The organism is Mobilicoccus massiliensis, from assembly GCF_000826525.2.
In the GTDB taxonomy this organism is placed as follows: Bacteria; Actinomycetota; Actinomycetes; order Actinomycetales; family Dermatophilaceae; genus Mobilicoccus; species Mobilicoccus massiliensis.
This window is the reverse complement of record NZ_LN651326.1, coordinates 139111-159161: the sequence shown is the minus strand read 5'-3', so window position 1 is coordinate 159161 and position 20051 is coordinate 139111. Positions and strand designations below refer to the sequence as shown.

The window sequence follows — 20051 nt, the reverse complement described above, 5'->3', positions numbered from 1 at the left end:
TCACGCCTCGTCGGTCACCCCAGGTCCTCCGCCGCGGCCTCCGGCACCGCACCCGCCGGGCCGCCGTGGGCGGCCTCGGCCTGGTCCTTCGTCGGCCATTGGCTCACGAGGATCCCGGCGAGCATGAGGGTGAAGCCGGTGGCCTCGCGCCAGGTGAGGGGTTCGCCGAGGAGGAGGATTCCGCCGATCGCGGCGAAGACGGCCTCGAGGGAGAGGATGATCGCCGCGGCGGCCGGGCGGGCGTCGCGTTGTCCGAACACCTGCAGGGTGTAGGCGACGCCCACCGAGAGCACGCCGCCGTAGAACACCGGCGCGAGCGCGTCGTCGAGCCCGGCGAAGGCGTTCTCCTCGAACAGGCCGGCGCCGACGAAGCTGAGCAGGGCCGTCGTCGTGAACTGGATCGCCGAGAACCGAAGAGCGTCCAGGCTCGTGAACCGGTCGACGACGAGGATGTGCGTCGCCCAGAACAGCGCGCTCACCAGCACGAACCCGTCGCCGGGGGCGAGGGTGAAGCCGCTACGCACCGAGAGCACGTACAGACCTCCGACGGCGAGGGCCGCGCCGAGCCACGTGAGCACGGTGGTTCGATGACGCAGGAACAACCCGAGGATCGGGACCAGCACGATGTACAGGCCCGTGATGAACCCGGCCTTGCCCGCCGTCGTCCAGTGCAGCGCGTACTGCTGCAACGACGAGGCGATGAACAGGATCGTGCCCGCGCTGACACCGGGCGCGAGCGCGGAACGGGTGCGGGCCCAGCCGGACTCCGGCTCGGCGGTGCCTGCTCGCACCCGGCGCGCCCGCAGACGGTCGAACAGGGCGATGACCGGCAGCAACGACAGCGCCCCGAGCGTGAAGCGCGCGGCGTTGAACGCGAACGCACCCATGTGATCGGCACCCACACGCTGGGCCACGAACGCAAGGCCCCAGATCGCGGCGGTGAGCAGGAGCAGTGCGTTGCCGCGCAGGCGGGGACTCATGAGGTGGATCGTAGTTCGCCGCAACCCATCGGCGGATGAGACGTGCGTGGCCGTCCTGACGTGCGGTCTGGGTGTCGCTCGAGTGGCAGGAGTGCCCGAACGGCGGTGGAATGAAGGTGATTCCTTGACCCCGGAGACGTGGAGGAGACATCTATGGACATCTGCACGATCATCCAGCGCCAGCACGACGAGCAGCGCACGCAGTTCGGATACCTCGAGCAGTGGCCGCGGGACGACGTCAAGGGCCTGGGTGCCGTCTGGCAGCGCCTCGCGATCCTCCTCGAGACGCACGCGGCGGCCGAGGAGAAGCACTTCTACCCGCAGCTCCTTGCGCTCGGCACGGGCGCCGCCGACGCCGGCGGCACCAACGACGAGGTCGACGACGCGATCGGCGATCACAACGACATCCGCGACGCGATTCGTCGCGCGGCCGACGAGAAGGTCGGCTCCGAGGAATGGTGGAAGGCCGTCGTCGACGCGAACGTCGCGAACAGCAACCACATGGGCGAGGAGGAGCGGCAGGATCTCGCCGACTTCCGCCAGCAGGCCACCCTCGAGCTGCGTCACGAACTCGCGATCAAGTTCCTGCGCGAGATGGCCCTCACGGCCTCCGACGGCGTGACGCCCGTGGACCGCGACCCTCAGGAGTACGTCGAGACGGCCAAGGACACGTCGGTCGAATCCGACCGCAACGAGAGCCTTCCCGATCAGTCCCTCACCGCGAGCGAGCAGGAGTGACCTGACGCTCGGCCGGAGACCACGACGACGCCCGTGAATCGCCTGACGCGATCACGGGCGTCGCGCGTCGGTGGCGGCGCCCATCGGCGGGCTCTGGGGCCGGCCTCTCAGGCCGGGCGCGTCTCGACCGCACGCACCGATCGCGCGCGGGAGGTACCGAACGTCCAGAGCCGGTTGAAGAGGAATGACAGCGGCGTCACCGCCACGACCGAGATGAGCGTGGCCCAGTAGGTGCGGGTGCGGAACCCGGTCGAGCCGTCGAGGATGCTCGTCGGCAGCTCGATGGGGGAGTAGGGGTGGATGAGCAGGGTGACGAGGATCAGCTGAAGCGCCAGGCCGAGTAGGCCGACGGCGAAGAAGCGTGGAAACCGGGTGCGTGCCGTGCGCTCGCCGGCGCGAAAGGTCCAGAGGCGGTTGAGCTCGAAGTTCCACGCGTTGGCCACGACGAACCCGGCCGCATTGAGCACGTGCACCCAGCGGATGTTGAAGTCGGTCGGCCGCAGGGGCAGGAACACCGACTCGGGGTCGTGCGGCAGCAGCTTGTTGAGGAGGACGACCACTCCGACGTTGACGAGGACTCCCGAGCCGCCGACGAGCGCGAACCGCATGAGCTCCCCGACGTGGCCGAGGGTCAGCCGACGTGCGGGCATCGGCTCCTCCTCGGGCATCGGACGTGCTGGGCGAGACCGCACGAACGCACGAGAGAATGTGCCGGCGGCGGTCGATCGGTCAGCCTACCGGCCCTGTCTCGACGTTCTCTGAACGGTTGTCCGGGAGCAGCCGGGGCCGAGCGTTCACGTTTTGAACCGATCTTTGCGAGACTTATACATCGGGCGCACGCGTGAACTAAGGTGAGGCGAGCCTCAGTGAGGCCGCCCTCCTCCTGGATGCCCCGACGAACGGAACGAGTCCCGTGTTCGCGAACTACCTCATCGGCTTACGCGAGGGCCTGGAGGCGTCGCTCGTCGTCGTCATCCTGCTCGCCTACCTCGTCAAGACCGGCCGGCAGCGTCACATCCCCGCCATCTGGGCGGGTGTCGCGGCCGCGGTCCTCGTCTCCCTCGGGTTCGGCGCGCTGCTCACGTTCGGCCCGAAGGGGTTGACGTTCGAGGCGCAGGAGGCCATCGGCGGCGGGCTCTCGATCGTCGCCGTCGGGTTCGTCACCTGGATGATCTTCTGGATGGCGGCCTCGGCCCGCACCTTGTCCGCCGACCTGCGCGGACGCGTCGACCAGGCGATCGCCGCGGGGCGTGGCGCGATCGTCGTCATGGCGATGCTCGCCGTCGGGCGCGAGGGCCTCGAGACCGCCTTGTTCCTGTGGGCCGCGACCAAGGCCGCCGCGCGCGACAATGCGAGCACGACGGCGCCGCTGCTCGGGGCGCTGCTCGGCATCCTCACGGCCGTCGCCATCGCGTGGGCGATCAACCGCGGCGTGCTCCGGCTCAACCTCGGCACCTTCTTCACGTGGACCGGCGGCCTGCTCATCTTCATCGCCGCCGGAGTCCTCGCCTACGGCGTCCACGACCTGCAGGAGGCCCGCTTCCTGCCCGGCCTCGACCGCCTCGCGTTCGACGTCAGTCACGTCGTCGACCCCAACTCGGCGTTCGCCGCGATCGTCAAGGGGTTCTTCAACCTCTCGCCGGCGATGACGGTGCTCGAGGTCGCGGTCTGGGTGACGTACGTCGTCGTCGTGTTCACCCTGTTCATCCGCCAGATCCGTCGGCCGGCCGCACCGGCCGGCCGTCCCGTCACCGCCCGGACAGGCACGTCCACCGGCACCACCGGGGACCACGCCACCGCCCACGCAGAAGGAACCGCTCGATGATCCGTCGCCTCACCTCCACCGCGGGCGTTCTCGCGCTCGCCGTCGCCGGCCTCGCCGGGTGCACCGACAACAACCCGGGTGCGTCCGCAGGCAGCGGGGGGACATCGGGCGGGGGGCCGCTCACGGTCGCCGCGTCGGACACCGAATGTGCCGTCTCGGCGCAGGAGGCGCCCTCGGGCAACCTCGTGTTCTCCGTGACGAACAACGGCAGCAAGGTCAACGAGTTCTACCTGCTCGCCGAGGACGGTCTGCGCATCGTCGGCGAGGTCGAGAACATCGGCCCGGGTCTGTCGCGCGACCTCGTGGTGCGTGCGGTGCCGGGCAAGTACTTCACCGCCTGCAAGCCGGGCATGGTCGGCCAGGGCATCCGCGCCCCGTTCACGGTGACCGACTCTGGGCAGGACATGAGCGCCCAGGGCGCCGACAAGCAGCTCGTCGACCAGGCGAACGCGCAGTACGCCTCGTACGTCAAGGATCAGACCGAACAGCTCAAGGAGCAGACCGCGAAGTTCGTCGAGCTCTACAAGGCCGGTAAGGACGACGAGGCCCGCGCCCTCTACGCGCCCGCCCGCGTGCACTGGGAGCGCATCGAGCCCGTGGCCGAGAGCTTCGGCGACCTCGACCCCAAGATGGACCTGCGCGAGGCCGACCTCGAGCCGGGGCAGAAGTGGACCGGCTGGCACGTCATCGAGAAGGACCTGTGGCCGCCGAAGTCCGGCTACACCAAGCTGAGCGACGCCCAGCGCGCGGCGATGGCCGACCAGCTCATGAAGGACACCGACGAGCTCTACACCCGCACTCGTGACATGACCTTCACCGTCGACCAGATCGGCAACGGCGCCAAGTCGCTGCTCGACGAGGTCGCCACCGGCAAGGTCACCGGCGAGGAGGAGATCTGGAGCCACACCGACCTGTGGGACTTCCAGGCCAACGTCGACGGGGCCCGGGTCGCGTGGGAGGGGCTGCGGCCGATCCTCAAGAAGAAGGATCCCGCCCTCGACTCCCAGATCCAGTTGCGCATGAGCTCGCTGCAGAAGCTGCTCGACAAGCACAAGTCGGGCGACGGGTTCGTCACCTACGACACGCTCTCCAAGGCCGAGGTCAAGGAACTCTCCGACGCGGTCAACGCGCTGAGTGAGCCGCTGAGCAAGCTCACCGCCGCCGTCATCTGAGGTCGGTCGAATGAGTGACGGACGTCGAGGACACAGCGACGGTGTGAGCCGCCGCAACCTGCTAGCGGGTCTGGCCGGAGCCGGGCTCGCTGCCGGGGCGGCGGCATTCGTCGCAACGGCGCCGCACGACACCGGTGGCGCGGATGCCGCCGACGGTGCGTCCGGTGCGCCGAGCGACGTGCACGACTTCCACGGCGAGCACCAGGCGGGCATCATCACGCCGGCTCAGGACCGTCTCCACTTCGCGGCGTTCGACATGACGAGCACGTCACGCGACGATCTCGTCGCGCTGCTCACGGCGTGGACGGCGGCCGCCGTGGAGATGACGGCCGGGCGGCCGGTGGGCGGCGATCCCACTTCGTACGACTCGCCACCCAACGACACCGGCGAGGCTCAGGGGTTGCCGGCATCGCGGCTGACGATCACGTTCGGGTTCGGGCCGTCGCTGTTCCGCGACGCGAAGGGTGCCGACCGGTTCGGGCTCGCCGACCGGCAGCCCGCGGCCCTCAAGCGGCTGCCGCACTTCCCGGCCGACAACCTCGACCCCCACCGCAGCGACGGTGACCTGTGCGTGCAGGCGTGTGCCGACGATCCACAGGTCGCCGTGCACGCGGTGCGCAACCTCTCGCGCATCGCGTTCGGAACGGCCGCGCTGCGGTGGAGTCAGCTCGGGTACGGGCGCACGTCGTCGACCTCGACGTCGCAGGCGACGCCGCGCAACCTCTTCGGGTTCAAGGACGGCACGGCCAACCTCAAGGCGGAGGAGGCCGACGCGCTCCAGCAGCACCTCTGGGTCGGCGCGGGCGACGACCCCAAGGGTGACTGGCTCGCGGGCGGCTCCTACCTGGTCGCGCGCCGCATCAACATGAACATGGAGACGTGGGACCGCTCCTCGATGCGCGAGCAGGAGCGCATCGTCGGCCGTGATCGCGGTGAGGGTGCGCCCCTGTCGGGTGGCACCGAGTTCACCGAGCCCGACTTCGCGCTCCCCGGACGCGGCGGCAGGCCGCTGATCGACGTGAACTCCCATGTCGCCCTAGCTCATCCGTCGAAGAACGACGGCGTGCGGATGCTGCGCCGCGGCTACAACTTCATCGACGGCAACGACGACCTCGGGCGCCTCGACGCCGGTCTGTTCTTCATCGCGTTCGTGCGCGACCCCGTGCGGCAGTTCATCCCCATGCAGACCCGCATGTCCCGCCAGGACCTCATGATGGAGTACCTCCAGCACCGCGGGTCGGGCCTGTTCGCGGCACCGCCGGGCGTGCGGCCGGGGGAGTTCGTGGGGCAGCGGCTCTTCGCGTGAGGGGTGCTGCGAGGGTGGGTGGATGCGTCCGCGACCTCGCTCCGGACGCGCGGAGACTGGAGCCGCGGGGGAGACTGGCCCTATGCCGACGGCATCGTGGTTCCACATGTTCATCGACGTCCCGCGCACGAATCTGCCTGCCGCGACCGACTTCTGGTCGACGGTGACGGGCTGGCGGGCGGAAGGGCCCGACGGCGACCGGGGGCAGTTCGTGGAGTTGCTGCCCGAGTCCGGCGACGACTGGGTGTGGCTCCAGGGGGTCGGCCGGGAGGACGGCGGCGTCCATCTCGATCTCGACTGCGAGGATCCGGCCGCCGCGTTGGATCCCGTGCTGGCTCTCGGCGCGGTTCGGGTCGGGCCGTCGGAGGACGTCGAGGTGATGCGCTCGCCGGGTGGCCTGACGTTCTGTCTCGCGACCGCCGGTGACCGGTCGCACCTGGAGCGCAACGCCGAGTCCGTGCTCGACCAGGTGTGCATCGACATCCCCGAGCAGTCGTGGGAGGCGGAGGTCGCGTTCTGGTCGGCGGTCGTGGGACGGGAGGTCGAGGCCGGCGATCGTCCGGAGTTCGCGCGCCTCGTCGGCCCGGATGACGCGCCGCGCATCCTCCTGCAGCGCCTCGCCGCCGATGACGGGCCCGTGCGAGCACACCCCGACTTCGCGGTCGCCGACCGCCCCGAACAGACCGCCCGGCACCTCGCCGCCGGAGCAGAACTGCTCGTCGAGTTCGACTGGTGGACGGTCCTGCTCGCCCCGGGCGGCCAGGTCTACTGCCTCACCGACCGCGACCCGGCCACCGGGGCGGTGCGAGGAATGGCGAACCGCGATCACGCCCGGTAGACGTCGCGACGGTGCTGAATGCGGATGACGTCGACGACGATGCGGTTGTCATCGATGCGGTAGATGACGCGAAACTCGCCGCGTCTGGTGCGGCTTCTGCGCCGACGAACCATCGGCCATCGATGTCCCCGGCTGTTGGACGTCGTCTGCGACGTGACAGGGCTTGGACCGCAGCTTCGACATAGCTACACTTGTGGCCATGTCAGTTGATGCAACCATGGCCCTGCGTGACGTGAAGAACCGCCTGTCCGAGGTCGTCGACCAGGTCGAACGAGAGCACGACCGGGTCGTCATCACCCGCCATGGCAAGCCTGCAGCCGTCGTCATCAGCGCCGACGACCTGGCCTCACTGGAGGAGACGCTCGAGATCGTGAGCCGCCCCGAACTCGTCGGTCAGATTCGCGACAGTCTCGACGAGCTGACGGCTGGGCAGGCACAGGTGGTCGGCAAGGACGGCATGCTCGCCTTCCTGCGTTCCCGATGACCGCGCCGTTCGACATCGCGTGGACGCCGACCGCGAAGCGGGCCTTACGACGTCTCCCCGAGAAGGTGGCGACGGCCGTCATCGAGTTCGTCTATGGGCCACTCGCAGAGAATCCTCGGCGGGTGGGGAAGGCGCTTCGCTTCGAACTCGAAGGACTGTACAGCGCCCGCCGTGGTGACTATCGAGTCATCTACCGGATCACCGATGTCGTCACGATTGCCGCAGTCGAGCACCGCGCAGACGCCTATCGGTGACGCACTGAGATCCACGAGCGCGTTGCCGTCAACCGATATCGCCCCAGTCGCCGACGTCGCATTGACCGAACTCATTGCTGCCCGCAGCGAGGACGGTTCCATCGGCGCGTAGCCCGAGCGTGTGTCGCGCACCGGCGGCGACGGCAACGATGTCGCGCCAGTGGGCGACCTCGCACTGGCCGTGGCCGTTGTCACCGGCGGCCTGCACGTGCCCGGACCGGGTGAGGTCCACGCTGTGATGACTTCCGGCCGCGATCTGCGCGATCCCCTCCCACCCCTGTACGTGGCACGCGACGTCAGCGGGGAGTCCCGCAGCCAAAACTCTCCCGGTGGCGGTGAGACCGAGCGAGTGCAGATACCCGGCAGCGACCGCGGTCACGTCTCGCCACGTCTGAACGCGGAGTTGGCCCGCGCGGTTGATTCCGGCGCCGACCACGGTGCCGGCGGCGGTGAGGCCCACGCTGTGCCAGTCCCCGCAGGCGACCTGCACGATCTGCGGCCAGCCGCCCACCGCGATCTGCCCCTCCGCGGCGCGCCCCGTCGCAACCACGGACCCATCGGCAAGGACGCCGAGCGTGAAGCGCCATCCGGCCGAGACGGCCTTCACGCGCGTCCACATCGTGACGTCGCATTGCCCGTGACCGTTCCATCCCGTTGCGACGACGGTGCCGCCCGCGCGGAGTCCCACCGTGTGCGACCGGCCGGTGTTGGAGAAGGCGTGCACGTTGCCGGCGGCGACCGCGATGACATCTCGCCATTTCTCGGTGTCGCACTCGCCCGCGCTTCCGCGGCCGACTGCGACCACGGTGCCATCACTGCGACGCGCGACGGAGTGGCGACACCCGGCAGCGATGACACTGGGCAAGGGGCGAGGTGAAGTTGACACGGTGTCAGTCTGGCGCCCGGCCTCTCGTCCCGGAGGGCGACGGCCGGACGGCCGCCCACCGTGTTCGACGGAGTCGAGAGCGATTCTCGACGTGCTCCGGCGGAGTGCGCGGGCGTAGCGTGACGTCGTTCCGGACCTCGAGCACAGGAGAGAAGCCATGCAGGTCAAGGCCATTGCCGCGGTTGCGCCCGATCGGCCGCTCGAGCCGACGACGATCGAGCGTCGGGACGTCGGCGAGCACGAGGTGCGGATCGCCATCAAGTTCGCCGGGATCTGCCACTCCGACATCCACACCGTCCGCGCCGAGTGGGGCGAGATCAACTATCCGATGGTCGTCGGGCACGAGATCGCCGGCGTCGTCGAGGAGGTCGGCGACAAGGTGACGAAGTTCGAGGTCGGCGACCACGCCGGCGTCGGGTGCTTCGTCGATTCCTGCCGCGAGTGCGAGAACTGCCAGGCCGGCCTCGACAACTACTGCCTGCGGGGCAACATAGGCACGTACAACGCCGTCGGCCGCGACGGCAAGCCCACCGCCGGCGGTTACAGCGAGCAGATCGTCGTCGACGAGAACTACGTGCTCCACGTCCCCGACAACATCGGCCTCGACGAGGCGGCGCCCCTACTCTGCGCCGGCATCACGACGTACTCCCCGCTCGCGCACTGGAACGCCGGACCCGGCAAGAAGGTCGCCGTCATCGGTCTCGGAGGCCTCGGCCACATGGCCGTCAAGATCGCGCACGCGATGGGCGCCGAGGTCAGCGTGCTGTCGCAGTCGTTGAAGAAGAAGGAGGATGGCGAGCGTCTCGGCGCCGACCACTACTACGCCACCTCCGACGAAGCGACCTTCGAGGACCTGCGCGGCCACTTCGACCTCATCATCAACACCGTCTCGGCCAATCTCGACCTGGCCCAGTACCTTTCGCTGCTCGCCACCGACGGAGCGCTCGTGCAGGTCGGCGCACCGGAGAAGCCGTTCGAGGTGCCCCCGTTCGCTCTCATCGCGGGCCGCAAGACCCTCGCCGGCTCGATGATCGGCTCCATCGCCGAGACCCAGGAGATGCTCGACTTCTGCGGTGAGCACGGCATCGGTGCCGAGGTCGAGGTCATCTCCGCCGACCAGGTCAACGAGGCCTACGAGCGCGTCGTCGGCTCCGACGTGCGCTACCGGTTCGTCATCGACACCGCCACCCTCTGAGGGCGGCGGGTCGCAGGCATCCGGGCGGCGCCCGTCCTCTTGCCCGTCGCGCAGCGTCATGTGTACGGTGTTCACATCTGGCACCGACACCTTCGGAGGACTCCGATGACGACCAGCGAGCACGCCCCGATCGACATCGACACCACGGTCGACGGTTATTGCACGGCGATCGCCAACTGCGACGCCGAGGCCGTTCTCGCGTTGTGCGCCGACGACATCCGCGTCTTCGACGCCAACGGCGCCTGGGAGTACGACGGGCGCAACGCGTGGGCCACCAGAGTGCGTGAATGGCTCGGCAACCTCTCCGGGCAGGGGGAGTGCCGTCTCGACTCGCGGCGCGTGACGGCAGCCGGCGACCTGGCCGTCGTCGAGGGGCTGGTGTACTACGTGGCCGACATGGACGGCGAGCGGGTCGCCTGCACGACTCGCCTCACCCAGGCGTGGCGACGCGAGGGTGAGCGCTGGCTGCTCGCCCACGAACACACGTCGTTCCCGCTGGACGACGAGACCGGCGCCGCGTTGCCGCCTCCGGCCTGATCCGCGACACGGACGCGACACAGGAGGGAGCCGAGTCGTGACTCGACTGCTCGGCATCGCACATTTCGCGTTCCACGAGGGTCGGTTCGCGGAGTTCGCCCGCCTCGCGCGACGGTGTCAGGACATCGTCGCGACGCAGGACACGGGAACGCTGCGCTACGAGGTGTTCGTCGATCGTGACGAGTCGCGGGCCGTCGTCCAGCGCCTGCGCGAGGCCGACATCGACCTCGCAGACGTCATCGACGGCGTGCTCTCACGCCTCACCCAGGTGGCCGACTCCGACGGCAACCTCGTCACCATCGTCGAATCCCGGTGAAGAGTTCGACTTACTCATCCACGCGCCACTTCTGCCGGGCCGCGACCGCGGCAAACTCTGGTACGCCACACCGAGCCAACTGCGACAACAAGGAATCGACCGTCAAGGTCGGGCGGCCGGTTGCCGCAGCCTGCTGTCCGAGGGTGCGCATAACCCTGTTCGGGGCCAGGTCGAGCTGATTCAGCAGGAAGACATCGGGATGTTGTACTTCCAAGCCGAACGGCTCCAGTGCGTGGAGTGGGAAGTCCCTCACGTTGGCCGTGACGATCAGATCCGCCCGGCCCACCACTGCTGCCGCGACAACGTGTCGGTCGCCCGGGTCCGGAAGTTCCACAATCGTGAGGCACTGCTCCCAGCCGACAACGCCGGCGTCGTCGAATGCGTCATCCATCACGGCCGCCCGTCGCCGGGCGCGGCCATCCGCGAGATCCGGGTGGATCTTCTCCACGGCCGACACCATCTCGTCCAGGATGCGGCGGCTCCACAGCGGCCGATAGAGATCGGCTTCACCAAGGCGGAGAAGGGTGTCCGCCAGAGCGATCGGGACAAGTACGCAAGCGTCGAAGAAGACGGAGAACCGGGCCATTCCGTCTCCTATGCGCGCCGCCGGGCGGTCTTGGCCGCTGCAACGTAGTCAGCCGCCGAGACCTCATAGAGTCCGGCGTCGGCGGCCTCCCGCGTCAGCCCGTCGAGTTCTGTGCGGCGTCGCGCCCGCTTACCGGACTGATACGTGAGCACGTCGTCCAGCCGGACGCGACGGTGACGACCCGCCCCAGGTCGTTCGAAGGGGATCTCGCCGTTTTCGAGCAGTCTCACGAGTGTCGGGCGACTGATGCCCAGGAAATCAGCGGCCTCCTGAGTCGTCAGGAGTTGATCGACCGGTGCCACCGTGATGGCTTTACCGGCCCTCATGGCGTGCGCTACCTCCACGAGGACACGGAACGCCTCGCTCGGCAGGGAGACCGCTTGCCCGTCCGGCCCGACGATCGCCGCAGGGCCCGCGACCTGATCGAGGAAGCCCGAAAGGTCGCCGAACGCCTCCAGGTCGCTCGGGGGCAACACCGTCCGCTGATCGTTCGATAGAGCACCCATGCGCGCATCGTACGACCATTTCGAAAAAATCGAAATGGCTACCGGTGTTGGTGGCCCCTCCTGCCCCCGTCGCTGGCTCCGGAACGGCGGCGACAGCCTGGATGCGTGAGATGGCGCTGTCAGGCGGCCCGGCCACCGGATTCCACCCCTTGCTCGGAGGCCCGCCCGGTCGGGAAGAGCGAGCGACGGCGTAGTTCACGCCCCACCCAGACGGCCGGCTCGGGCGGCAACGCCGCCACCGTCGTCGAATCCCGGCGCTGACCACACTCATTCAGGTCGGCGGCAGAACGGACTCGGCGAATCACCCGCCGTACGTGAGGAACTCCCAGCGCGAGAGATCGTCGGCGAGTGGATCGGAGTCGCGGATCGGGGGGACCTCCTCGGTGCGGCGGATCGACTCCACCGCGTCGGTCCGGAACCCGCGAACGGCGCCGCGCAGGCGGCACCAGCCGATGAGGATCCAGTTGCCGCGCACGTCGATGAGACCGAGGGGTTCGACGGCGCGCTCGGTGCGCTCACCCGTGGCCGGGGAGACGTAGACGAGCTCGACCACGCGCGGCTCGACGACGACATCGCGCACGACGGCCGCGACCTCGTCGGTCGTCGGCTGCTCGGGAGCGAGGGAGGCGACGCGCGTCGCCAGCGCCCGACTCGCCTCGCGGCGATCGGCGGGCAACACGGCGATGACCTTGTCCATGGCCGTGCGGGCGTGCGGCGCGAACGGCGAGCCCGACATCACGGTGAGCCCGCCGAGCACCGCCATCGCCTCGTCGAGGGTGAGCCCCAGCGGCGGCAGGGAGTAGTCGCGGCCGATCGCGTAACCGCCGGCCCGTCCCTCCCGCCCGTAGATCGGCACGCCCGCCTCCTGCAGAGCGCGGATGTCACGCTCGATCGTGCGGGTGCTCACCTCGAACCGGGCGGCCAGTCGCGAGACGGACACGGGGTGTTCGGCGTTCGCCCGCAACAGGTCGACGAGCGCGTGCTGCCGTTCGCTCCGCTTCATCCGTCCAGCCTAGAAAAACGCCACGAAAACACCGACACAACGCTGTCGCGCGACCGCCGCACGGTGGAGCCATGACCGAGAACAGGACACCGGAACAGCTCGCACGTCTCTACTTCGACTGCTGGAAGCGCGGCGACCTCACCGACCTCGCGCCGCACCTCGCCGACGACGTCACCTTCGACGGCCCCCTCGCCGACCTCACCGGACGCGACGCCTGCCTCGAAGGCCTCACCGGCCTCGCCGGAGCGACGACGCAGTTGAACGTGCGCCGCCGCCTCGCCGACGACACCGACGTCATGACGTGGTTCGACCTCGGGGTCGGCCAGGCCGACCCCACGCCCGTCGTCAACTGGTGCGAGTGCGCCGACGGCCTCATCCGCCACATCCGTGTCACCTTCGACCCCCGCGGCATCCTCGCCGCAGGCTGAGCGGGCGCGTCGGAGACCCGCGCTGCGCGGCGCGGGCTTGCGTGCGCCGCGGTGCCGTCCACGCGAAGCCCCGGTGCCGGAGCCCCTCGTCAGCGGATGGCGCCGGAACGGCGGGCGGCGGCGACGGCCTGGGTGCGTGAGGTGACATCGAGTTTGGTGAAGATCCGCACGAGGTGCGACTTCACCGTCGCCTCGGTGAGGTAGAGCCGCCGGGCGATGGTCGCGTTCGACGATCCGTCGGCGACGAGTTGGAGCACCTCGGTCTCCCGCGGCGTGAGTTCGACACGGGGATGCGCCATGCGGTCGAGAAGGCGGGTGGCGACGGCGGGCGCGAGCGCGCTCTCGCCGGCGGCGGAGGCCCGGACGGCGGCGATGAGCTCCTCGGGCGGGGCGTCCTTGAGCAGGTAACCGCTCGCGCCCGCCTCGACCGCGCCGAGGATGTCGGCGTCGGTGTCGTAGTTCGTGAGGATCAGCACGCGCGGCGCCCCTGCCGCGGAACGGATCGCCCGCGTCGCATCGGCGCCACCGCGACCCACGCCGAACTGCAGGTCCATGAGAACGACGTCCGGTGCGAGTTCGACCGCGGCGTCCACGGCCGCGTCGGCGGTGGCGGCCTGCCCGACGACGGTGAGATCGTCCTCGCTGTCCAGCAACGCGACGAGACCGGCGCGGACGACGGGATGGTCGTCGGCGACAAGGATTCGGATCACGGCATGCGCTCCTTTCTTCAAGCGTGTGGCACCTCGACGCGCAGCCGAGTCCCGCGCCCGGGCGCGGTGTCGAGGTCCAGCGTGCCGCCGAGCGCACGGACGCGCTCGCGAATCGCCTGCAGCCCGAACGACTCCGACGATCCCGCGGCCGCCCAGGTCACGGCAGCGGGGTCGAAGCCCTGGCCGTCGTCGGTGACCAGCAGTCCGAATCCGCCGTCGTCGTCGCTCAGCTCGACCGAGGCGTGCCGCGCGCCGGCGTGCTGGACGGCGTTGGCCATCGCCCCCTGGGCGATCCGCAGGAACGCCGTGGCGATCGGCATGGGCAGGTCGAGGTCGTCCGGCGCGACGATGCGGACGTCGAGGCCCGCCGGCCGCCAGGCGGTGTCCGCGACGCGTTCGAGGGCTCCGGCGAGCCCGTGCTCGCCCGACAGCTCCGGAGGTGCCAGAGCGCGGATGATGCCGCGGGTGTCCACGAGGCTCGACGCGGCCGTCTCGCGCGCGAGACGGATGTGCTCGACCCCCGGCCGGTCGGGATCGGCGCGTTCGGCGGCGTGCAACAGCATCTGGATGCTCGAGAGCGATTGCGCGACCGTGTCGTGGATGTCGCGGGCGAGACGGGCGCGTTCGTCGAGGGTCGCCGACTCGCGTTCGGAGGCGACGAGCCGGTCACGGGTGGTGACGAGCTCGTCGAGCAACCGCTCCCGGTCGGTCGCCTCGGCCGCCAGCGCGCGGTATCCGATGCCGATGAGCAGCGCGACGCACGCCCCGATGACCGGGCCGACGACCCCACCGACACTCCACCCCGAATGCAGGCCGATCACCGCGACCGCGGCCGCTGTCAGACCGACGACGAGCACCGGGCCTTCCACGCCTCGCACGAGGTGCAGCACGAGGAAGAACAACGGGAACACGAGGTAGACGCCCTCGGGCTGGAAGGCGCACAGCCACAGCCACAGCACGACGAGCACCGCGAGCCACACCCCGGTCGCGAGGCCGCATCGGCGGACGACGAGCCCGCCGAGCGTGTACACGACGGCGAGCGCGACGGCCGGTGCCACCACCGAGGTCGCGTCGCCGACGACGACCGAGCGGGCGAGCACGAGCACGAGGATTCCCGCGAACAGCCCGTGCAGGCCCCATCGCAGACCGGTGAACACCGGCGTGAGCGGCGAATGGGCATGAGGTCGAAGCATGTCCACCGAGCGTAATCGCGCAGGTCGGCGACGTACATCCATCGAAAGTTCTACGAGAGCGGGCGTCCTGCGGTGATGCCGCTTCTCGTCGACGATGTCGGGCCTCTGTCTCGACCCGATCACGAGGGATGGTTCGTCGACAGTGGTTCTTGGCCCGTTGTTAGCGCGACCATCGCCTGACGTTGGGGGAGCGGATGCCGCGCCCTCTCTAGGTTCACTGACACCCCGTTCAGCCGAATCCCCTTGAGGTCTCTCATGACTCGTCCCATCCGCCGATCCGTGGCCGTGACCGTCGCCATGAGTGCCGTCGCGGCGCTCGCCCTGCCCCTCGTGGCCGCGGCGGCGCCCGGCGACCCGGCCGTCACCGAGATCCACTACGACAACGCCGGTGCCGATACCGGTGAGGCGATCGAGGTGACCGCCGCACCCGGCGCCGACCTCACCGGTTGGAAGGTCGCGCTCTACAACGGCAGCGGCGGCGCGGCCTACAGCACGCGCGCCCTGCCGGCCGCGAACTCCGATGGCGTCTCCGTGCTCACCTACCCCACCGACGGCGTTCAGAACGGCTCGCCCGACGGTCTCGCCCTCGTGCGTCCTGACGGGTCGGTGGCCGAGTTTCTCTCGTACGAGGGGGTGTTCACGGCCGTCGGCGGCCCGGCGAACGGGATGACCAGTGTCGACATCGGGGTCTCCGAGACGTCCTCGACTGCGGCCGGGCAATCGCTGCAGAAGGTCGGCGGCGCGTGGAAGGCTCCCGCCGCGAACACGTTCGGTCGCCGCAACGACGGGCCGGCCGACCCGACCCCGACGCCGACCGGCCCCACCCCCACTCCCACGACTCCCGCGGCGGGGCAATCGAGGCGGAGGGGGGGCGGCGCGGGGAGGGCTCCCGCCGCGAACACGTTCGGTCGCCGCAACGACGGGCCGGCCGACCCGACCCCGACGCCGACCGGCCCCACCCCCACTCCCACGACTCCCACGACTCCGCCAGGCTCCACGTGCGACACGACTCCGGCCACCACCATCCCGCAGGTGCAGGGCAGCGGCGCGACGTCCCCGCTCGTCGGGAAGTCCGTGACCGTCCGGGGCGTCGTCGTCGGTGACCTGCAGGTCGGCGGCTTCAACGGTTACTTCCTTCAGGACGCGAAGGGGGACGGCAACGCCGCCACCTCCGACGGCGTGTTCGTCTACGCGCCGAACGGCAAGGACGTCGCGGTGGGTGACGTCGTGCAGCTCACGGGCTCCGTCGCGGAGTTCAAGGGTCAGACGCAGATCCAGGCCATCAGCGACGTGAACGTCTGCGGCAAGGCCGCGCTGCCCAACCCCTCGCCGCTCGACCTGCCCGCGACCCCCGCGCAGCTCGAGGCGCTCGAGGGCATGTACGTCAAGCCCGTCGACCGACTCACCGTCACCGAGGTCTACAACCTCAACCGGTTCGGCGAGGTCGTGCTCGCCGACGGTCGCCTGCTCAGCCCGACCGAGGTGGCCGAGCCGGGCGCCGACGCCAAGGCGGTCGCGGCCTCCAACGCCGCCCGGCGCATCGTCCTCGACGACGGGCGCACGACGAACCTCTCCACTACCAAGGCCGCGCCGCCCTACCTCACCGTCGACGATCCGGTGCGCGTCGGCGACACGGTCGCGACGCTGCAACCGTCGGTGCTCGCGTACGCCTTCGACTCCTACCGCCTCGAGCCGGCCGACGGCACCGCCGAGGGCACGACGTTCGCCGCGACCAACCCGCGGCCCGCGGCGCCGAAGCCCGTCGGCGGAGATCTGCGAGTCGCCGACGCCAACGTGCTCAACTACTTCGTCACCTTCGGCCCGAACGCCCGCGGCGCGAAGACGCCCGCCGAGCTCGCGCAGCAGCAGACGAAGATCGTCTCCGCGTTGCGAGGTCTCAAGGCCGACGTCATCGGCCTGCAGGAGATCGAGAACTCCTGCGTGACGACCCCCGACGACCCCTACAAGGCCGTCCGCACCCTGACGAACGCGCTGAACGACAAGGACGGCGCCGGCACGTGGGCCTACGTCAAGGCGTGCGAAACCAGCGACGTCATCACGAACGCGATCGTCTACCGCACCGACCGCGTCGAGGCCGTCGGCGATCCGATGAAGCCCGCGGAGGACGGCGCCTGGGACAACGCGCGTGAGCCGATCGCCCAGGCGTTCGAGGTCAACGGCGAGAAGTTCTCGTTCGTCGTCAACCACCTCAAGTCGAAGGGCTCCGGCTCGGGCGTCGGCAACGTCGACTCCGGTGACGGCCAGGGCAACTCGAACGCCGACCGCGTTGCCCAGGCCAAGAGCCTCGCGGCGTTCGTCGGCACCGTGAAGGCGAAGACCGGTGACCCGGACGTCCTCTCGGTCGGTGACTACAACGCGTACACCAAGGAGGACCCGCTCGACGTCTTGCGCGCGGCCGGACTCGTCGACCTCGGCGCGGTGCACGCCAAGGGCGACTATTCCTACGTCTTCAACGGTGAGAGCGGTTCGCTCGACCACGCCTTCGCCACACCGGAACTCGCCGCCAAGGTGACCGGCATGGACGTGTGGAACATCAACGCCGAGGAGTCGTACGGCTACCAGTACGACGCGCCGTACGAGGGCCTGTACGCGCCGTACGCCTACCGCTCGAGCGACCACAACCCGATGGTTCTCGGCATCGATCTGGTCGAGCGGTGCGGTGGCAAGGCCCCGACGATCACGGGTACGCCCGGCAACGACGTGCTCACCGGCACGAACAAGCCCGACGTCATCCTCGGCTCGTGGGGCGGCGACACGATCAGTGGTGCCAACGGTGACGACCTCATCTGTGGCGGGCTCGGCAACGACGTCATCCGGGGCGGCAACGGCAACGACCGGCTGTTCGGCGACGGCGGCGACGACAAGCTCTCCGGCGAGAACGGCGACGACACCCTCGTCGGTGGCTCCGGGACCGACGTGCTCGACGGCGGCAGGGGCAACAACACGCTGACGCAGTGAGCCGCTCCATGTCGGCCTCGCCCTCATGAGTCCGGCAACGTGGAAGATGGGATGGCAGCAGATGTGGGGTGATCACCCCTGATTCGCTGCCATCCCATCTTCCATCTCGATGGTTGAGGCGCTGATCGGAGTTGCCGGGGCGGGGGATGGGAGGCGGCCCGCACCCGAGCCCTCACCCCTTCTCGGCCGCCCGGAGCCAGGTGAGCACGGCGCGGACGCGGCGATTGTCCTCACCCGGCGGAAGGTCGAGCTTGAGAAAGACGTTGGCGACGTGTTTCGAGACCGCCGCGGCCGAGAGGACGAGACGGTCGGCGATCTGGGTGTTCGACAGGCCCTCGGCCATGAGCCGGAGCACCTCTGACTCGCGGGGAGTGAGGTCGGCGAGGGGGCCGTCGCGACCCGACCGCATGGCGTGGGCGACGACCTCCGGATCGACGACGACGCCTCCGCCGGCCACCATGTCGATCGTGCGCAGGAAGTCGGCGACGCGCCCGACTCGCTCCTTGAGGAGGTACCCGAGCCCGGCGCCCGATCCCGCGTCGTCGAGAAGTCGTCGCACGTACGGCCCCGACACGTACGCCGACAGCACGAGGACGGGCAGCCCGGGATGCTCGCGGCGGAGGTCGATCGCGGCGCGCAGACCGTCGTCGGTGCCGTCCGGTGGCATCCGCACGTCGGTGACGAGCAGATCGGGCAACGTCCCGTCGCGGCCGGCGACCCCGATCAGCGTGCGCAGCGCATCCGCGTCCGCCGCCGTCCCCGTGATCTCGTGGCCCGCTGACGCGAGCACTTCGACCAGCCCGGCCCGGATGAGCGCCGCGTCCTCGGCGAGGAAGATCCGCATGCTCCCATCATGACCGTGCCCACCAGTCCCGATGCACCGGCGCGACCGCCATCACCGTGGTCCCCCCTCCGGGTGGACTCGTCACGACCAACTCGCCACCGAGCGCCCGCACCCGCTCCCGAAGACCGGCGAGACCCGTGCCCGACCCGACACCGGCCCCACCCTCATGTCCTGGCTCAGGCTCGAGCACGGCTCCACCACAACCGTCGTCGGCGACGACCACCCGGACCTGGTGCGGGGTGATCGCCGTGTGCAACCGCGCCCGATCGACACCGGCGTGCCGGACGACGTTCGTCAGCGCCTCGGCGACGACGAAGTACAACGCGCCCGAGACGGGGGAGGGCGGGCCGGCGTCGTCACCGGTGTGGTCGCGGACCACGGTCAGAGGCGATCGGTCGGCGAGTTCGTCGAGGGCCGTGACGAACCCGTGGTCGGTGAGCTCGCGGGGGTGGATGCCGTGGACCGTCTCCCGGAGTCTCACGAGCGCCCGGTCGGCCTGCTCGTGGGCCCGGGCGGCGAGTTCGGCGACCCGTGCGCCGTCGGTCAGCGACTCCGCGTGGTGTTCGAGCAGCCCGAGCGTGATCGACAAGGCGGTGAGATCCTGCTGCGCCCCGTCGTGCAGATCGCGTTCGATGCGGCGCCGCTCCGATTCGAACGCCTCGAGCATCGACGCGCGGCTCGTGCGCACGCTGCCGAGTTCGTGCTCGAGCCGTTGCCGGTCCTCGTCGTCGAGCAGCCGCAGCGCGGTGTCACGCGCGAACGAGACGAGCGTCAGCAGCCACCACGTGAGCACGAGGAAGACGATCCCGAGCACCGTTGCGAGCCAGGCCTCGACGCGGCCGCCGACCGTCCACGGACCCACGGTGACGCCGATGCCGTAGACCTCCCACAGCACCGGCGCGGCGAGGAGGACGACACCGCGGACGACGCCGAGGACCGCGACGACCAGGCCGAGCAGGCCGAGCACGAGCGAGGCCAGGAGCACGGGCACGTCGTGCCGCCACACCCCGCGCCCCCGGATCCGCGTCGACACCCACGACCGCCACGATCCCGCCGCGAGGTGATGTGGGCGGACCTCCTCGCCGCACGTACTCGCCCGCAGTCGTTCGAGATCCGCGACGATCGCCGCCGTGACGGGCAGCAACGGCAGGATGACGGCGAGCGCGACCTGGAACGGCCACAGCACCGCCGCGAGGAGTTCGAGTGCCACCCGGGTCGCACGTTGGGTGGGGTCGAGCGTCCTCATGACTCCACGGTAGAGCCGCGACGGA

General features: G+C 69.9%; 23 protein-coding genes and 1 pseudogene. 12 read left to right on the top strand and 12 right to left on the bottom strand.

Annotated elements, in window-relative coordinates; genetic code table 11:
• Window positions 1–14: 14 nt before the first annotated feature.
• The gene (locus BN1197_RS03410) at window positions 15–980 is read right to left on the bottom strand and encodes a DMT family transporter (RefSeq protein WP_052465939.1); all 966 of its coding nucleotides are present in this window, start codon (window positions 978–980) and stop codon (window positions 15–17) included.
• A 153-nt stretch (window positions 981–1133) separates the two neighbouring features.
• Between BN1197_RS03410 and BN1197_RS03405 the strand changes: the two genes are divergently transcribed.
• On the top strand, window positions 1134–1718 hold the full coding sequence (locus BN1197_RS03405; protein WP_040156174.1) for a hemerythrin domain-containing protein: 585 nt from the start codon (window positions 1134–1136) through the stop codon (window positions 1716–1718).
• Window positions 1719–1825: 107 nt separating this feature from the next.
• On the opposite strand, the gene BN1197_RS03400 is transcribed toward BN1197_RS03405, so the two are convergent.
• Window positions 1826–2368 carry a GtrA family protein gene (locus BN1197_RS03400; RefSeq protein ID WP_040156555.1) on the bottom strand — a complete coding sequence of 181 codons (543 nt, stop codon included), beginning with the start codon at window positions 2366–2368 and terminating at the stop codon, window positions 1826–1828.
• A gap of 263 nt (window positions 2369–2631) precedes the next feature.
• On the opposite strand from BN1197_RS03400, the gene efeU reads away from it, so the two are divergent.
• The 4 genes from efeU to BN1197_RS03380 all read left to right on the top strand — a co-directional run bounded on the left by efeU (window position 2632) and on the right by BN1197_RS03380 (window position 6859).
• Window positions 2632–3543: an iron uptake transporter permease EfeU gene (gene efeU, locus BN1197_RS03395; protein WP_082043589.1), complete on the top strand. Its 912-nt coding sequence runs from the start codon at window positions 2632–2634 to the stop codon at window positions 3541–3543.
• Window positions 3540–4715 carry an iron uptake system protein EfeO gene (gene efeO, locus BN1197_RS03390; RefSeq protein ID WP_040156172.1) on the top strand — a complete coding sequence of 392 codons (1176 nt, stop codon included), beginning with the start codon at window positions 3540–3542 and terminating at the stop codon, window positions 4713–4715. Before efeU ends, efeO begins: the two co-directional genes overlap by 4 nt.
• 10 nt (window positions 4716–4725) lie before the next feature.
• A complete protein-coding gene (gene efeB / locus BN1197_RS03385; protein ID WP_040156171.1) occupies window positions 4726–6021 on the top strand; it encodes an iron uptake transporter deferrochelatase/peroxidase subunit in 1296 nt (431 codons plus the stop codon).
• Window positions 6022–6103: 82 nt separating this feature from the next.
• Window positions 6104–6859, top strand: a complete 756-nt coding sequence (locus tag BN1197_RS03380) for a VOC family protein (RefSeq protein WP_040156169.1) — start codon at window positions 6104–6106, stop codon at window positions 6857–6859.
• On the opposite strand, the gene BN1197_RS03375 is transcribed toward BN1197_RS03380, so the two are convergent.
• Window positions 6847–6972: a type II toxin-antitoxin system RelE family toxin gene (locus tag BN1197_RS03375; RefSeq protein WP_082043588.1), complete on the bottom strand. Its 126-nt coding sequence runs from the start codon at window positions 6970–6972 to the stop codon at window positions 6847–6849. The two genes, BN1197_RS03380 and BN1197_RS03375, sit on opposite strands and share 13 nt — an antisense overlap.
• Before the next feature lie 86 nt (window positions 6973–7058).
• Here BN1197_RS03375 and BN1197_RS03370 point away from each other — a divergent pair, with 86 nt between their 5' ends.
• Both BN1197_RS03370 and BN1197_RS03365 read left to right on the top strand, forming a co-directional pair.
• A complete protein-coding gene (locus BN1197_RS03370; protein WP_040156167.1) occupies window positions 7059–7343 on the top strand; it encodes a type II toxin-antitoxin system Phd/YefM family antitoxin in 285 nt (94 codons plus the stop codon).
• A complete protein-coding gene (locus tag BN1197_RS03365) occupies window positions 7340–7597 on the top strand; it encodes a type II toxin-antitoxin system RelE family toxin (protein ID WP_040156166.1) in 258 nt (85 codons plus the stop codon). Before BN1197_RS03370 ends, BN1197_RS03365 begins: the two co-directional genes overlap by 4 nt.
• Window positions 7598–7625: 28 nt before the next feature.
• Here the strand turns inward: BN1197_RS03365 and BN1197_RS17645 are convergent, their stop codons facing one another.
• On the bottom strand, window positions 7626–8204 hold the full coding sequence (locus tag BN1197_RS17645; RefSeq protein ID WP_245851805.1) for an RCC1 domain-containing protein: 579 nt from the start codon (window positions 8202–8204) through the stop codon (window positions 7626–7628).
• Between the two features lie 33 nt (window positions 8205–8237).
• Window positions 8238–8642: pseudogene (locus BN1197_RS17980) on the bottom strand (hypothetical protein); the annotation flags it as partial.
• On the opposite strand from BN1197_RS17980, the gene BN1197_RS03355 reads away from it, so the two are divergent.
• The 3 genes from BN1197_RS03355 to BN1197_RS03345 all read left to right on the top strand — a co-directional run bounded on the left by BN1197_RS03355 (window position 8641) and on the right by BN1197_RS03345 (window position 10531).
• On the top strand, window positions 8641–9678 hold the full coding sequence (locus BN1197_RS03355; RefSeq protein ID WP_040156164.1) for an NAD(P)-dependent alcohol dehydrogenase: 1038 nt from the start codon (window positions 8641–8643) through the stop codon (window positions 9676–9678). The pseudogene BN1197_RS17980 and the gene BN1197_RS03355 sit on opposite strands and share 2 nt — an antisense overlap.
• Before the next feature lie 105 nt (window positions 9679–9783).
• Complete coding sequence (locus BN1197_RS03350; RefSeq protein ID WP_052465936.1) at window positions 9784–10215, top strand: YybH family protein; 432 nt, start codon at window positions 9784–9786, stop codon at window positions 10213–10215.
• A 37-nt stretch (window positions 10216–10252) separates the two neighbouring features.
• On the top strand, window positions 10253–10531 hold the full coding sequence (locus tag BN1197_RS03345) for a hypothetical protein (RefSeq protein ID WP_040156162.1): 279 nt from the start codon (window positions 10253–10255) through the stop codon (window positions 10529–10531).
• 10 nt (window positions 10532–10541) lie between these two features.
• Here BN1197_RS03345 and BN1197_RS03340 read toward each other — a convergent pair whose 3' ends face one another.
• The 3 genes from BN1197_RS03340 to BN1197_RS03330 form a co-directional block, all read right to left on the bottom strand.
• The gene (locus tag BN1197_RS03340) at window positions 10542–11117 is read right to left on the bottom strand and encodes a VapC50 family PIN domain-containing toxin (protein WP_040156159.1); all 576 of its coding nucleotides are present in this window, start codon (window positions 11115–11117) and stop codon (window positions 10542–10544) included.
• 8 nt (window positions 11118–11125) lie between these two features.
• Complete coding sequence (locus BN1197_RS03335) at window positions 11126–11623, bottom strand: helix-turn-helix domain-containing protein (RefSeq protein ID WP_040156157.1); 498 nt, start codon at window positions 11621–11623, stop codon at window positions 11126–11128.
• Between the two features lie 301 nt (window positions 11624–11924).
• A complete protein-coding gene (locus BN1197_RS03330; protein ID WP_040156154.1) occupies window positions 11925–12626 on the bottom strand; it encodes a helix-turn-helix transcriptional regulator in 702 nt (233 codons plus the stop codon).
• Between the two features lie 71 nt (window positions 12627–12697).
• On the opposite strand from BN1197_RS03330, the gene BN1197_RS03325 reads away from it, so the two are divergent.
• Window positions 12698–13054 carry a nuclear transport factor 2 family protein gene (locus BN1197_RS03325; protein WP_040156152.1) on the top strand — a complete coding sequence of 119 codons (357 nt, stop codon included), beginning with the start codon at window positions 12698–12700 and terminating at the stop codon, window positions 13052–13054.
• Window positions 13055–13143: 89 nt separating this feature from the next.
• Here the strand turns inward: BN1197_RS03325 and BN1197_RS03320 are convergent, their stop codons facing one another.
• Together BN1197_RS03320 and BN1197_RS03315 are read right to left on the bottom strand one after the other, a co-directional pair.
• On the bottom strand, window positions 13144–13764 hold the full coding sequence (locus BN1197_RS03320) for a response regulator (protein WP_040156151.1): 621 nt from the start codon (window positions 13762–13764) through the stop codon (window positions 13144–13146).
• Between the two features lie 17 nt (window positions 13765–13781).
• Window positions 13782–14957, bottom strand: coding sequence for a sensor histidine kinase (locus BN1197_RS03315; protein ID WP_040156547.1), 1176 nt, complete (start codon window positions 14955–14957; stop codon window positions 13782–13784).
• 255 nt (window positions 14958–15212) lie between these two features.
• On the opposite strand from BN1197_RS03315, the gene BN1197_RS17260 reads away from it, so the two are divergent.
• On the top strand, window positions 15213–17936 hold the full coding sequence (locus BN1197_RS17260; RefSeq protein ID WP_040156149.1) for an ExeM/NucH family extracellular endonuclease: 2724 nt from the start codon (window positions 15213–15215) through the stop codon (window positions 17934–17936).
• Window positions 17937–18108: 172 nt separating this feature from the next.
• On the opposite strand, the gene BN1197_RS03305 is transcribed toward BN1197_RS17260, so the two are convergent.
• Both BN1197_RS03305 and BN1197_RS03300 read right to left on the bottom strand, forming a co-directional pair.
• The gene (locus BN1197_RS03305; RefSeq protein ID WP_040156148.1) at window positions 18109–18780 is read right to left on the bottom strand and encodes a LuxR C-terminal-related transcriptional regulator; all 672 of its coding nucleotides are present in this window, start codon (window positions 18778–18780) and stop codon (window positions 18109–18111) included.
• A gap of 7 nt (window positions 18781–18787) precedes the next feature.
• Window positions 18788–20026 (bottom strand): sensor histidine kinase, encoded by a 1239-nt coding sequence (locus BN1197_RS03300; protein ID WP_040156146.1) that lies wholly within the window; start codon window positions 20024–20026, stop codon window positions 18788–18790.
• Window positions 20027–20051 lie beyond the last annotated feature (25 nt).